General features: G+C 63.0%; 15 protein-coding genes. 11 read left to right on the top strand and 4 right to left on the bottom strand.

The window, feature by feature from the left end:
* Positions 1–8 precede the first annotated feature (8 nt).
* From DIE21_RS18775 to DIE21_RS18760, 4 genes are all read right to left on the bottom strand, one after another.
* Positions 9–899, bottom strand: a complete 891-nt coding sequence (locus DIE21_RS18775; RefSeq protein ID WP_124499115.1) for a pirin family protein — start codon at positions 897–899, stop codon at positions 9–11.
* A gap of 29 nt (positions 900–928) precedes the next feature.
* Positions 929–1321 (bottom strand): DoxX family protein, encoded by a 393-nt coding sequence (locus DIE21_RS18770; protein WP_124499114.1) that lies wholly within the window; start codon positions 1319–1321, stop codon positions 929–931.
* 11 nt (positions 1322–1332) lie between these two features.
* Positions 1333–1941, bottom strand: coding sequence for an FMN-dependent NADH-azoreductase (locus tag DIE21_RS18765; protein ID WP_124499113.1), 609 nt, complete (start codon positions 1939–1941; stop codon positions 1333–1335).
* A 182-nt stretch (positions 1942–2123) separates the two neighbouring features.
* Positions 2124–2822: an isochorismatase family protein gene (locus DIE21_RS18760; RefSeq protein WP_124499112.1), complete on the bottom strand. Its 699-nt coding sequence runs from the start codon at positions 2820–2822 to the stop codon at positions 2124–2126.
* A gap of 292 nt (positions 2823–3114) precedes the next feature.
* Here DIE21_RS18760 and DIE21_RS18755 point away from each other — a divergent pair, with 292 nt between their 5' ends.
* The 11 genes from DIE21_RS18755 to DIE21_RS18705 all read left to right on the top strand — a co-directional run bounded on the left by DIE21_RS18755 (position 3115) and on the right by DIE21_RS18705 (position 12952).
* On the top strand, positions 3115–3933 hold the full coding sequence (locus DIE21_RS18755; RefSeq protein ID WP_124499111.1) for an SDR family oxidoreductase: 819 nt from the start codon (positions 3115–3117) through the stop codon (positions 3931–3933).
* Positions 3934–3987: 54 nt separating this feature from the next.
* A complete protein-coding gene (locus DIE21_RS18750; protein ID WP_260432518.1) occupies positions 3988–5610 on the top strand; it encodes a long-chain-fatty-acid--CoA ligase in 1623 nt (540 codons plus the stop codon).
* A 179-nt stretch (positions 5611–5789) separates the two neighbouring features.
* Positions 5790–6206 (top strand): DoxX family protein, encoded by a 417-nt coding sequence (locus DIE21_RS18745; RefSeq protein WP_124499110.1) that lies wholly within the window; start codon positions 5790–5792, stop codon positions 6204–6206.
* Positions 6203–6652 carry a nuclear transport factor 2 family protein gene (locus DIE21_RS18740; RefSeq protein ID WP_260426757.1) on the top strand — a complete coding sequence of 150 codons (450 nt, stop codon included), beginning with the start codon at positions 6203–6205 and terminating at the stop codon, positions 6650–6652. The genes DIE21_RS18745 and DIE21_RS18740 overlap by 4 nt, the downstream gene beginning before the upstream one ends.
* A gap of 51 nt (positions 6653–6703) precedes the next feature.
* Positions 6704–6940, top strand: coding sequence for a hypothetical protein (locus tag DIE21_RS18735; RefSeq protein WP_124499109.1), 237 nt, complete (start codon positions 6704–6706; stop codon positions 6938–6940).
* Positions 6941–7032: 92 nt separating this feature from the next.
* Positions 7033–7908 (top strand): SDR family NAD(P)-dependent oxidoreductase, encoded by an 876-nt coding sequence (locus DIE21_RS18730; protein ID WP_124499108.1) that lies wholly within the window; start codon positions 7033–7035, stop codon positions 7906–7908.
* A 44-nt stretch (positions 7909–7952) separates the two neighbouring features.
* Positions 7953–9245 (top strand): Rieske 2Fe-2S domain-containing protein, encoded by a 1293-nt coding sequence (locus DIE21_RS18725; protein WP_124499107.1) that lies wholly within the window; start codon positions 7953–7955, stop codon positions 9243–9245.
* Positions 9246–9257: 12 nt separating this feature from the next.
* A complete protein-coding gene (locus tag DIE21_RS18720) occupies positions 9258–9785 on the top strand; it encodes an aromatic-ring-hydroxylating dioxygenase subunit beta (RefSeq protein ID WP_124499106.1) in 528 nt (175 codons plus the stop codon).
* A gap of 49 nt (positions 9786–9834) precedes the next feature.
* Positions 9835–10749, top strand: a complete 915-nt coding sequence (locus DIE21_RS18715; RefSeq protein WP_124499105.1) for a VOC family protein — start codon at positions 9835–9837, stop codon at positions 10747–10749.
* Between the two features lie 94 nt (positions 10750–10843).
* A complete protein-coding gene (locus DIE21_RS18710; protein WP_124499104.1) occupies positions 10844–11809 on the top strand; it encodes a PDR/VanB family oxidoreductase in 966 nt (321 codons plus the stop codon).
* 120 nt (positions 11810–11929) lie between these two features.
* Positions 11930–12952 (top strand): amidohydrolase family protein, encoded by a 1023-nt coding sequence (locus tag DIE21_RS18705; RefSeq protein ID WP_409364637.1) that lies wholly within the window; start codon positions 11930–11932, stop codon positions 12950–12952.
* Positions 12953–12956: the final 4 nt, after the last annotated feature.

The following is a 12956-nucleotide window of genomic DNA, read 5'->3' as shown; positions in this document are numbered from 1 at the left end:
ATCGACGGTTATCGAAACACCGGAATGGTTCCCGAGTCGGTGCGCCGGTCTCCCGCTTCCCGCAGCTTGCGGCCGAGCTCGGCAATGCGGCGTTCGCCGGCCTCCAACGCTTGGGCCGAGGTATGTACCGAGTAGTAGCCGAGATGCAACGGGTAGCCGTGCGGCACGGCGGAGCCCAATACGAACACCGCATCTTCGTCGTTCGACGCTTCAAGTGCGATGCTGGCCTCGCCGGATTCGAAGATCACCATTTCGCCGGTATCGATCACCGTGCCGGCATTGAGACGCCCCTTTGCCACTGCCAGCCACCCCACGGTATGTCCCGCCGGCGGCTGGTACGTCCAGCGCGTTCCCGCAGGCAACGTAACGAGCAGGTAGTTGATATCGGCGGGTGCCGGAACAGGACTTTGCTTGTCTTCGTAGTTGCCGACAATGATGCTCGCGGGCCCGGATCGCACCATGTCGGCCGCTTCGATGTATCGGCTGACGGGCTCGCTGCTTTCGAGCTCGGCAGGCAGCGCCAGCCACAGCTGGAAGCCCTGAACACGCGGCACATCGTCGGGCGACATCTCCTTGCCGTGCCAGACGCCGCGACCGGCCCGCATCCATTCGACACCGCCGTAGCCGATCGTTCCGGAACCCGACGCCGGATCGTGGTACCGCATGCTTCCCTCGGTCAGGATGGTCACGGTCGCCACGCCCGAATGCGGATGGAGCGGCATGCTGGCCATCGCCTGGATCGTTGTCCTGCCGGCATCGAAGAGATCGAGAAACACGAAGGGCTTGACGACACCGCCCAGATCCGAAGGGCTCATCAGGCGTGTGATCGGGCCGTGGCCCTGGCCCCGCGTGCGATGCACGATGCGGCGCGGGATCGGTTGATGATTGCTCGTTGTCATCGCTTTCACTCCGGGTAGTCGGACTTGATCTATCGGCCGGCGGTCACGCCGGGACGATGCAGCCACGCGACGGTCGCGGTGACCAGCAACAGCGCGATGGCCGGGGCCGGGCTTCCGCCGATGACGAACAGATGAACAAGAACCGCGACGGCCATGGTGGCGGACAGCAGCAGCGCGCCGAAGAGCGCGGACACAGGAATCAGGATGGCGACGCCGCCGACGATTTCGGTTACGCCCGTGACGAACCGAAACCACTGGCCGATGCCGATATGGTCGAAGATCGCGACCATCATCGGGACGCCCGCGAGTTTGGCGCCGCCGGCCGCGAGAAATGCGCTGGCCGCGAGAATCCGCAGGCTCCAGGATACGAATCGGGTTGTTCGACGTGGCGACGAAGCGCGCCTGGCTTGATGAACGTTCATGGCTTCGACTCTCAGACAGCGAGGTTTTCGATATCGGCCTTGGCAGCATCGATGGCTGCGGTGCGGCTTTCCTCGCTGATCGCCAGGCCTTCGGCGCGAACGAACGTCACATCGGCGACGCCAAGGAACCCGAAGAAGTCCCGAAGGTAGGTTTCCTGGTGATCGAGAAACGCGGCCGGCGTCGCTTCGGTGTACTGGCCGCCGCGGCTGGACGCGATGATGACCCGCTTGCCGTTCGCCAGCCCTTCAATACCGTTTGCGGTATAGCGGAACGTTGCGCCGGGCACCGCGATCCGGTCGAGCCATGCCTTGAGTTGCGAAGGCAGGGAAAAGTTGTACATGGGCGCACCGATGACGATCACGTCGGCGGCGAGGAAGTCGTTCAGGGTCTTTGCGTTGCGAGCGGCGGCCTGTTTCGCCTCCTCGCTTTGCGGCGTGATGCCGCGAAAGGCGAGAAATTCTTCCGCGGACAAATGTCCGAGCGGTTCAGCCGCGAGATCGATTCGGATTACTTCGGTTTTCGGCAACTCGCCGGTCAACCGCTTGACGATGGCTGCCGTGAGCTGGCGGCTCACGGATTGTTCATGCAGGATGCTTGCATCGATATGAAGAAGTGTCATGGCTTGGCCGAGGTATAAAACTGTTACCGAGTATCGCAATTCAACTGCCGGCACTTCGGCCGGCAATCATCAAGCGCAGCGTCAACGGCATATCGCAAGTGACATTGCCGGCGGCGTGTCGCGACTTGCGTGGCACGCCGCCGGTTGTCGCGCGCCGCAGGCGCCGCTTTCCCGCGCAGCGGTCATTTCGTGAGCGCCGCACCGAACTTGCCGGCTTTGCTCGCCCGCTGCGAATCCACGCGCGGCAGACCCTGGCCGGTCAACAGGCGCCACAGGATGCGCAGTGTGATGCGGGTTTTGACCGACGCATCGAGCACGCCGGGAATGAGGCTGAGCGCGTAGTCGCCCAGATCCGTGTCCCAGTTGTAGACCAGTTCGGCGGTGATCCCCGCAGTGGACGTCAATCGGACGCCTGCACGCTCGAGTCGTTGCCACGCAATCTCGTCGCCGATCTTGGTTGCCGAGCCGCTGGCGTCGGTGACGACCTGCACGTTGAAGCCTTCCTCGACGGCGCTGATGGCCGGCGCGATCACGCAGACGTCGGTCGTGACGCCCGCCATGACCAGGTTGCGCTTGCCGGTAGCACGAACAGCGTCGGCGAAAGCCTTGACGTCCCAGGCGTTCACGATGCCCACGCGCAGGATGCGGTCGGCGTAGGCCTGCGGCAGTGCCTTGCGGATTCCCTTGATCAGCGGGCCCTGCACATTGGTTTCCTGGCTCGTCGTCAGCACGACGGGGATTTCCGCGCGTGCCGCCAGCTTCGCCAGGAGCAGGGCATTTCGCTTCAGTTGAGTGCGGTCGATGGATTTGATCCAGTCGAAGATGCCGACTTGATGGTCGATCAGGACGAACGCCGTGTCCTGCAGAGTAAAGAGTTGCATGATGTCTTCCCGTAGTTGAACGACATGAATTTCCTAGCGCGCAGGTCGCTCGCCATTGCCTGGATTATGTCCAGCGAGGTACCGCGGCGGTAGTGGCTGTATTTGGATTTCACTCGTCCACTGGCGAAAGAAACGAACGCAGGTTTCGACACCGCTTGGCGTTCGGCTCGCCGATCGGATTGCTGTCGTCGCTGGACGACTGAAATCCGATCGTGCCGGCTATTCGTCGAATCATCGGTTCTGCATACTCGCCTCCATCGAGTTCTTTTATCTCTGGGGCGTAGACGGGCGTATGCAAATCAACCTGGAATTTGCGGATCGGCATGTGGTTGTGTTTGGCGGGACGACTGGTATCAACCTGGGTATCGCCAAGGCATTTGCACGACAACACGCCAGGGTGACGGTGGTCAGCCGCAAGCGCGACAACGTGCATGCCGCGTGCGAAGCACTTGCCGAGTACGGCGGACAAGTCAATGGCGTGTGTGCCGACGTGCGCGATTTCGATGCGGTGGGGCAGGGGCTCGCCGCATCGGTCGCCGTCTTCGGCGATATCGACGTGCTGGTCTCGGGCGCGGCAGGCAACTTCCTCTGCGAAGCGAAAGGCATGTCGTCGAACGGGTTCAAGGCGGTGATCGATATCGATCTCGTCGGTACGTTCCACGTGTTGCGGCAAGCATTTGCGCACATGCGCAAACCGGGCGGCGTCGTGATCAATGTCACGGCGCCGCAGTCTTCGATCCCGATGCGCTATCAGGCGCACGCATGTGCCGCCAAGGCCGGTATCGACCAGCTGACGCGTGTTCTGGCACTGGAGTGGGGGCAGTTCAATCTGCGCGTCAACGCGATTTCGCCCGGCCCGATCGCCGACACCGAGGGATTCAAGAGGCTGCTCGCCGACGGCGATCAGGATGCCGCGCAATGCGCCGACAACGTGCCGCTCAAACGCCTCGGCGAGGCAGACGACATCGCCAACCTGGCACTTTTTCTCGCATCACCGTTCGCGAGTTACATCTCGGGAGCAGTGATCCCGTGCGATGGCGGCGGAGCGCTGGACAGCGTCAAACCGATGCTCGAAGCGGCAGGGCTGCGGGCGATGCAGGCGAGCATCTGATTTCCATCGGATACGCCGCCAAGGCGTACGAGACGATACGCGAGGAGACTATCAATGCAGGCTACAGAGTCGATCATGGACCGGCCGCTGCTTATTTCATCGATCCTGAATCATGCGGAGCTGCAGTACGGCGACGTTTGCATCGCGTCACGCGAAACCAATGGCTCGCTGTTTCGCTATACATATGCCGATGCAGCCCCGCGTGCGCGACGCCTCGCCAACGCACTGGCCCGGTTGGGGCTCGGCGAGGGGGACGTTGTCGGAAGCATCGCATGGAACAACCATCGGCATCTCGAGGCGTATTTCGCGGTGTCAGGTAGCGGCATGGTCATGCACACCTGTAATCCGAGGCTGCAGATCGAGCAGCTCGCGTACATCATCAATCACGCGAATGATCGTGCCGTGCTGTTCGACGTCACCTTTGCCGGACAAGTCGAGCAACTGGCCGAGCGTTGCCCTCGAGTGGAGGCGTGGATTTGCCTTTGCGAGCCTCGCTGGATGCCCGATCTGCAGCGGGTCGATCGTGTGTTCTGCTATGAGTCGTTGCTCGCAGCGGAAGCTGGCGATTTTGAATGGCCCGACTTCGACGAACGCAAGCCGGCGGCGCTCTGCTACACGTCGGGAACGACAGGCAACCCGAAAGGCGTGCTGTACTCGCACCGCAAGATCGTTCTCAACAGCCTGGTTCTGGGCCTTCCCGGCTCGATGGACTTGTCCGCTTACGACGTCGTGCTGCCGGCCGTGCCGATGTTCCATATCAACGCGTGGTGCATTCCTTACGCCGCGCCGATCAACGGCAGCAAGCTCGTTCTCCCGGGCCCGAATCTCGACGGCGCCAGCCTGTATGAACTGATGGAATCCGAAGGCGTGACCGTCAGCGCCGGCGTACCGACGATCTGGCACGGACTTGCTCAGTATATGGAAGCCGAGTGCAAGCGCTTCTCGACGTTTCGCCGCGCCGTCGTCGGCGGGGCCGCGATGGCGCCATCGCTGATCGCGCGGTACGTCGAGCATTTCGGCGTCGAGGTGCGGTGCGGCTGGGGGATGACCGAGACAACCGCCGTCGCCACGATGAGCGGCCTGCTTCCTTCGCAGGCCGATCTCTGTTCGGCGGAGAAACACGCGCTTCGTTCGCGGCCGGGAAGGTCGTTGTTCGGTGTGGAAGTGAGGATCGTCGACGGGTCCGGACAAACCTTGCCGCGCGATGGCGTTTCGGTCGGCGAGCTGCATGTTCGCGGCCTCTGGGTGTTGTCGAGCTATTTCAAGAGCGAGACGTCGCCGTTGCGCGACGGCTGGTTCCCGACCGGAGACGTGGCGAAGATCGACCCGGACGGGATGGTGCAGATCACGGACCGGGTCAAGGACGTGATCAAAAGCGGTGGCGAATGGATCAGTTCCATCGACCTCGAACATGCAGCGATGGAACACCCTTCGGTTGCGCTCGCTTCGGTGATCGGCGTCAGCCATCCGAAGTGGGACGAGCGACCGATGATGTTCGTGGTGCGCAAACCGGGGCAGCCACTGGATCGCGATGGTTTGCTCGCTTTCCTTTCTCCTCGCGTTGCGCGCTGGTGGTTGCCGGACGATGTCGTGTTCCTCGACGAGCTGCCGCTGAACGGAACCGGGAAGGTCGACAAACTCTCCCTGCGCCGCCGCTATGCCGGCATATCGGCGTGACGCCTGAAGCCATCGGCGGTTCGTCCAACCATTCGGCCGCCCTCGCCCGGGTCATGTCGTGTGATGCATCCACTGCATGGACGACTGAAATCCGGACGCCCCACTAATCGAAGGAAAGGGGGCGTACTACGCTAGGGACATGAGCCGCGGCTTGCTGGAACCATGACAGGAGGGACGCGATGAAATCCTCAATGTCCATGTCGGACAGAGTCGGCGGCGTTGTCCGACTGCTCGTCGTCGGGATCTTTCTTGCGGCCGGCTCCGCGATGCTCGCGGGCATGCCCTGGATGGTCGAGCTGTTCGCACGTATCGGCATCGGCCAATGGTTCAGGTACCTGACCGGCGGGCTGGAGATTACCGGCTGCGCATTGCTGTTGAATGCATCGACCAGAAGGCCCGGCGCGCTGCTGCTGTTGAGCATGATGCTTGTCGCCATCTGCACGCATGTATTCGTGATAGGCGGCAACCCGACGCCGGCGATCGTGCTTGCGATCGCCTGCGGCTGGATCTCCATCGCGGAACGACGTCGTCATACCGGTGGGCCGGCCCGGTCGGCCAGCCTCCCATTCACTGATTCGAGCGAGGTGACCAAATGAAAGCAATGGTGGACGAGGCCCGCAAGGCAGTCGCATTGAGCTATTTGCGGGCAGTCGACAGCGGCGGAATCACGGAATCGGGCGGGTCGATCATCGACCTGTTCGCAGACGACGCGATCGTTCATTTCCCGAAGTGGGGCACAGCGCGAGGCAAGGCCGAGATCGGACGGATGTTGATGGACGTCACGGCGCTGCTCCAGTCGGTCAATCATCACCTCGACGCTGTCAGCTGGGTGTTTTCCGGCGGCGACGTGGTCGTTTGCGAAGGCACGAGCCACGGCATTCATCGCGATGGGGCGTGGCAGGCCGACTCGCCTGCCTGGGGTGCGGGCCACTGGTGCGATGTGTTCGAGATCCGTGACGGACTGATTCACCGCTGCTTCGTCTATCTCGATCCCGATTATGCCGGGCGGGATACCGAGCGCTATCCGTGGATTCAGCGCTAGCGGTCGGTGGCAGGCAGGACTGTCGCGTTCGACGCGATGAAGGAGAAGATCATGTCCAGCTGGAATCATTCGTTGCGCGCGATGGTCGAGGACTGGCTCGCTCCGGATCCTGCCAGCGGCATCCGCATCACGGCATTCAGAAACAGGCGATCCGACCGTGAATGCTATGTGCGCGTCGAAACGCTCAAGGCGGAAGGTCCCGTTGCGCTGTTTTTCTTTCGCCACCGTGACGGTGCATGGCGGATTTTCCCGCCGGCCCGGGAGCGCCCCGCGATGAGAGCCGCATGAAAGGGTACGGGCGATTCACCTGCCGTACTTGAGTTGTCCGAGACACCGAACGTAGGACCGCCGACGCGGAACACGACCTAGCGAGGAGACATATGAACGAAGTTCCGAATACGGCTGCCCCGGTACCCGCGGCGACTGCCGAGTACGAAATCCCCACTCAAAGCCGCCGATTCGAACACCAGGTAGCGATCGTCACGGGCGGCGCACAGGGGCTGGGCCGCGTGATCGCACGCCGCCTCGCCGAAGAGGGGGCAAATGTCGTCATCGCCGATATTCAGGATGAACGGGCCGCTCGCACCGCGGCGCAATTGTCCGATCAGACCGGCTCGATGGTGTTGCCGTATGCCGGCGATCTGAGTGAGCCGGGCGTCGCAGAGCGCATCGCCGAAGAGGTCTACGAACGTTTCGGTCGGATCGACGCGCTCGTCAATAACGCCGCTGCGCTGATCCGGATGCGGCTGATCGACTTTCCGGACGCGTTGCTGGAGGACGCCGTCAAGTGGAACGTGTGGAACACGTTGCGCACGTGCAAGGCCGTGCTGCCGTACATGCTCGAGCGCCGCTACGGCCGCATCGTGAATATCGGCGGTGAAGCATGGAGAACCGGGCTGCCGTTTCACACGGTGCTCGCCGGTGTCGGCAAGGGGTCGATGGTTGGTCTGACGGCGACGCTTGCAGGCGAAACGCTGCGTGACGGCATCACGGTCAATTGCGTGTCGCCAGGTGCCGTCGATTCGAGTGCCGACGGCGATCCGGACCCGCAGCCTGCAGGCTTTCGCGATCCGACCTGGACACCGCCCGACGTCTTGGACGAACTCGTCAAGATGGTCAGCAGTTCGGCCGTGGGCATCGGGCGTCCCGCGCATCCGACCGAGGTCGCGGCCGCGGTCGCGTTCTTCGCGTCGCACGAAGCGTCGTTTGTCACCGGCCAGCACATTGGCGTGAGCGGTGGCATGGCGATGCTCTGAGAGCGGCGCCGCGACGACAAGCCAAATTCTATTGGAGGAAACACATGCAACGACCGAATATCGAGCAGCTGGTCGAGGACGACCGTACGCGCGGAACGTTTCGCGTGCACCGGAGCGCGTTTACCGACCCCGCTGTTCTCGAGCGCGAGCGCAGCGAAATTTTCGATCGCTGCTGGCTGTATGCCGGTCATGAATCGGAATTGTCCAAGCCCGGCGATTACATCACGCGCAAGGTCGGCGGGCGGCCGCTTCTGCTGACGTGCGACGCATCGGGTCAGCACCGGGCATTTCTCAACAGCTGTCCGCATCGCGGCAATGCGGTGTGTCGGGAACGGTCGGGCAGCGCGCGCGTGTTCACGTGCTTTTATCACGCCTGGTCGTTCAATCTCGAAGGTTCGCTGGTCGGTCTTCCCGGCGAAGACGCGTACACGGCTGCGTTCGACAAGACGCAGATGGGGCTGAAACCGGTGCCGCGCTTCGAAAGCTATCGCGGCATGATGTTCGTCAGCTTCGATCCGGAGATCGTCGATTTGTGCACGTATCTCGGTGACGCGCGCGAGTACATCGACGCCATGCTCGACTACGGCGGTGACGACGTCGAAGTCGTGCCGGGCGCGCAATCGTACAGCATGCGCGCGAACTGGAAGCTGCTGGTGGAAAACAGCATCGACGCGTATCACGTCATGTCGACGCACCAGCGCTATTTCCGGCAGTTCCTGCCGGACATCGGCATGGACCCGAACAAGTGGATCGGTCCGGGCGCGATGTCGAACACCCGCGGCATTGCACTGAACAACGGGCATGCGCTCATCGAGAGCCCGCTCTTGCCGACACCGCTGGCCGGCAATGCCCAAAAGGAACTCGAAGGCATTCGAGCAGGACTCGACGAAAAATTCGGCAAGGAGCGCGCGCACTGGATTGCCGACCACAGCCGCAACATATTCATCTACCCGAACCTGATCCTGATTTCGTTGTGGAGGACCGTCCGCACGTTCTATCCGGTATCGCCCGATTTCATCGAAATCGACGCGTGGGCGCTTCTGCCGAAGAACGAATCGCATGAACTGCGGGAGCGGCGCTTCGAAAACTTCATTTCGTTCCTCGGGCCGGCGGGGTTCGGTACGCCCGATGACGTGTCGGGGCTGGAGGGGTGCCAGCGTGCGTTCGCGTCGCAACGGGAAATCGGCTGGTCCGATATATCGCGCGGCATGGGGCGCGCACCGCTCGCCAGCGACGAGTTACAGATGCGGGCGTTCTGGCGTCGCTGGCACGCGATGATGCGCGGGATCGAGGGGCCGACGGACTGCTCCGACTCGCCCGTGACGACTACAGCCTGACGAGGGAATGTGATGCTCGAAAAAGCAAATGATCCGACATCGGCGACGAACGGCCAGGACGCACCGATCACCGTCAACGAGGTCGAGCGGTTCCTGTTCGAGGAGGCCGCGCTGCTCGACGACTGGAAGCTGGATGCATGGCTCAAGCTCCTGACCGACGATGCGCGCTATCTGGTGCCGCCGCTCGACGTACCGCAAGCCGATCACAGGGACACGCTGTTCCTCGTCGCCGACAACAACGACACGCTGCGCTCGCGCGTCGGTCAACTGATGGGGCGTTCGGTGTGGGCCGAGAATCCACGGTCGAGAACGCGCCGCTTGATTACCAACGTCCGGATCCTGGAATCCGACGGCAATCAGGCGACCGTTGCCGCGAACTTTGCCGTGTGGCGTTTCCAGTTCGAGCAGACCGATGTCTATGTCGGCCAATACCGGCATATCGTCGTGCGCGGACCGGAGGGGTTGCTGTTGCGCGAGCGGCGTGCGGTGCTCGATCTCGAGAGCCTGCGTCCGCACGGCAAACTGAGCTTCATTCTTTGAGCAAACGGCGCACACGCCGCGCCGGCGAACCAACTGGACGAACGCCATCATGATTCGTTACCGAAAGCTCGGTTATGTCGAGCTGAATGTCAGCAGCCTCGCGCGTGCGCGCGAGTTTTACGAGCGCATCGTAGGGTTGCAGTGGGTCGGCACGCGCAGCGACGGCGCCGAACTGTTCCGCTGCGACGACGAGCCCTATTCGGTGGTGCTGCATGAAAAATCGCCGGCCGGCTTTCGCCGCGCGGGCTGGATGCTCGAGGACGAGACGCAGTTCGACACGCTGCACGGGAAGCTCCGTGACCACGATGTGCCGTACGAGATCGTCGGCGATGCCGAATGCGGCGATCGGGGAATCGCGCGCGCGACCCGTATCGTCGAACCGAATACCCGGGCAACGCTCGAATTCTACGTGCGCGGGCCCGCGTCGGACGCGTTCGCGTTCGAGGTTTCGCACACCCGCATCCTGCGCCTGGGCCACGTTGTCTTCAGCACGCCGCATCGTGCGGCAGCGCAAGCGTTCTTTCGGGAGGTGCTCGATTTTCTCGACTCGGACAGCATTGGCGAGATGGCGAGCTTCATGCGTCCGGCCGGCAGTCCATATCACCACGGGCTGGGTATCGGTGCCTCCGAGCACGCCCATTTCCATCACCTCAATTTCATGGTGGAGTCGATCGACGACGTGGGGTGCGCGATGAACCGCTGCGACCGCAGCCAGGTTCCTGTCGTGTACGGTCCCGGGCGGCACCCGGCTTCGCAAAGCGTGTTCCTGTATTTTCTCGATCCCGATGCATTGACGCTCGAGTACAGCTTCGGGATGGAGGAGTTCGCCGACGACGGTGCGCGTGCCGCGCGCGTATTGCCGCCGAAACCGGAGTCGGTCGACATGTGGGGCTCATTGCCCGACCCGCGAATGGGTGCGGTCGGCGAGATGGACGCTGCCGTCATCCAGTCGTCGCCGCGGTAAGGCGGCGCGTCCCTTGCTGCCGGTGGCGTGACCCAGAGCGAGGCCGCGGCCGGCAGCGAGGCGATCGAATCTTCAAGGATACATCGAGGTTCTCATGCATCAGCCGTTGCTTATGTTACGCGTCAATCGCATCACCGACGAGACGCCGGAAATCCGCAGTTTCGAACTGGTGGATGATACCGGCAGTCCATTGCCCGAATTTACGGCCGGCGCGCACATCGATGTTCATCTGGAGCCCGGGCTGGTGCGGCAGTATTCAATCTGCAACGGCCCGGAACAGACCGGTTCCTATACGATCGCGGTCAAGCGGGAAGCGCAGTCGCGCGGCGGCTCGAGCGCGATGCATGACCGGTTGCATGTCGGCGATCTGGTCGGCGTGACCGGACCGCGCAACCACTTTCCGCTGGCGGCGGACGCACAGGAAAATTTGCTGTTCGGCGCCGGAATCGGCGTGACGCCTCTGCTGAGCATGGCGCGACACCTGCATGCGGCGAACCGCTGGTTTCACCTCGAGTATTTCACCCGCTCACCGGCGCATACGGCATTTGCCGATGTGCTGGCCGGTCCGGATTTCGCTGCACACGTGACGATTCATTACGGCGTGGAACCTGCCGAGTTGGCCGCTTACCTCGAGGCGCGGCTGGCATGGCGCCCCGCCGGCCGTCACATCTATACGTGCGGACCGCGCCCGTTCATGGACCTCGTCTCGCAGAAGGCGGCGCAATGCTATCCGGCCGACGCGGTGCACCTGGAGCATTTCCAGGCAGATCCGTCGCTGGCCGATGCGCCGCAGGCGCGTTTTACGGTCAGGCTTGCGCGCAGCGGCACGGAACTGGAAGTCCCTGAAGGGGAGTCCATCGTCGATGTGCTGGCGCGAAATGGCGTGCGGGTCGACGTGATGTGTCAGCAGGGCGTTTGCGGAACGTGCCTGACGAATGTACTCGAGGGCATACCCGATCACCGCGATGCGTTCCTTTGCGATGCCGAAAAAGCGTCGAACGACAGGATGCTGCTGTGCTGCTCCCGTGCCCGCAGTCCACGCCTCGTACTCGACCTGTAGCCATCGACTCGTCCGAAAGGTTCTGAAAAGGAATCGCGACACATGTATACGCCTCATCGCGCCGATCCGGCGTTGCTGTCCGGGGCGCCGGAAACGCACGGAAATTGCGGGTGCATCGACGTGCATACGCATATCGTTCCGCATGATTTTCCGCGGTATCTCGGCGGTGTACCTGACGTACCGTGGCCATCGATGGCGGCCGCACAACCCTGCCATCGGCACGTGATGGTGTCGGGGAAGGTATATCGAACTGTTTCGCATCATGCATGGGATGTGCAGCAGCGTGTCTCGGACATGGACACCGCCGGCATCGAGCGTCAGGTCCTGTCGCCGATGCCCGAGCTGCTCGCGTACTGGATGAGTCCGTCCGACGGCGCCGCGATGGCGCGCTATCTGAACGAAACGACGGCGACGATGGTTGCGGCTGCACCGAATCGGCTCGTCGGGCTCGGTGCAGTGCCCTTGCAGGATGTCGATCGCGCGATCGTCGAACTCGATTTCGCGATGCATGAACTCGGGCTGAGCGGCGTCGAGATCGGCGGCAACGTCAACGGCGTGCCCATCGGCGACGCGCGCTTGCGGCCTTTCTTCGAGGCAGCCGAACGATGGGGCGCCGCCATCTTCGTCCATCCGTTGCGGCCGGTAGGCCTCGAGCGCCTTGTCGGTCCGGCGGCACTGGAGCAGGTGCTCGCGTTCCCGGGGGAAATCGGCCTTGCCGCGGCGTCGATGATCACCGGCGGGACCTTGGCGCGACTTCCGCGCCTGCGCATCGCGTTCAGCCATGGCGGCGGCTCGTTGCCGATCCTGCTGCACCGCCTGCAGCATGCGTGGGAGACGATCGCGCCTTTGCGGGATGCGATCGAGATAGCTCCGCGCGACGCCGCGCGCACGATGTATTACGACGATTTGTTGTACGGCGCGGATGCGGTCGCATCCGTCATTCGAGCAATGGGGCCGACCCAGGTCATGATCGGATCGGATTACCCGTTCGCGATCATGGACAAAGATGCCGTAGCGCGGGTTGCGGATCTGGACCTTCACCCCGAATGGGTATCGCTGCTGCGCGGGCGCAACGCGCAGCGTTGGCTGGGCCTCGACGAGAGCCGGCGGTCGCCGCATACGCCGGAGCATGCCGCCGGCTGATCTG

Source organism: Burkholderia sp. Bp9140, from assembly GCF_003853425.1.
In the GTDB taxonomy this organism is placed as follows: Bacteria; Pseudomonadota; Gammaproteobacteria; order Burkholderiales; family Burkholderiaceae; genus Burkholderia.
This window is presented reverse-complemented; position numbering and strand designations above follow the sequence as displayed.

Bases quoted from the DNA above. Each gene is read 5' to 3' on its own strand.
- DIE21_RS18715 (WP_124499105.1), top strand. From the start codon at position 9,835: ATGATTCGTTACCGAAAGCTCGGTTATGTCGAGCTGAATGTCAGCAGC.
- DIE21_RS18745 (WP_124499110.1), top strand. From the start codon at position 5,790: ATGAAATCCTCAATGTCCATGTCGGACAGAGTCGGCGGCGTTGTCCGA.
- DIE21_RS18710 (WP_124499104.1), top strand. From the start codon at position 10,844: ATGCATCAGCCGTTGCTTATGTTACGCGTCAATCGCATCACCGACGAG.
- DIE21_RS18735 (WP_124499109.1), top strand. From the start codon at position 6,704: ATGTCCAGCTGGAATCATTCGTTGCGCGCGATGGTCGAGGACTGGCTC.
- DIE21_RS18725 (WP_124499107.1), top strand. From the start codon at position 7,953: ATGCAACGACCGAATATCGAGCAGCTGGTCGAGGACGACCGTACGCGC.
- DIE21_RS18765 (WP_124499113.1), bottom strand. From the start codon at position 1,941: ATGACACTTCTTCATATCGATGCAAGCATCCTGCATGAACAATCCGTG.
- DIE21_RS18720 (WP_124499106.1), top strand. From the start codon at position 9,258: ATGCTCGAAAAAGCAAATGATCCGACATCGGCGACGAACGGCCAGGAC.
- DIE21_RS18730 (WP_124499108.1), top strand. From the start codon at position 7,033: ATGAACGAAGTTCCGAATACGGCTGCCCCGGTACCCGCGGCGACTGCC.
- DIE21_RS18775 (WP_124499115.1), bottom strand. From the start codon at position 899: ATGACAACGAGCAATCATCAACCGATCCCGCGCCGCATCGTGCATCGC.
- DIE21_RS18755 (WP_124499111.1), top strand. From the start codon at position 3,115: ATGCAAATCAACCTGGAATTTGCGGATCGGCATGTGGTTGTGTTTGGC.
- DIE21_RS18770 (WP_124499114.1), bottom strand. From the start codon at position 1,321: ATGAACGTTCATCAAGCCAGGCGCGCTTCGTCGCCACGTCGAACAACC.
- DIE21_RS18740 (WP_260426757.1), top strand. From the start codon at position 6,203: ATGAAAGCAATGGTGGACGAGGCCCGCAAGGCAGTCGCATTGAGCTAT.
- DIE21_RS18760 (WP_124499112.1), bottom strand. From the start codon at position 2,822: ATGCAACTCTTTACTCTGCAGGACACGGCGTTCGTCCTGATCGACCAT.
- DIE21_RS18750 (WP_260432518.1), top strand. From the start codon at position 3,988: ATGCAGGCTACAGAGTCGATCATGGACCGGCCGCTGCTTATTTCATCG.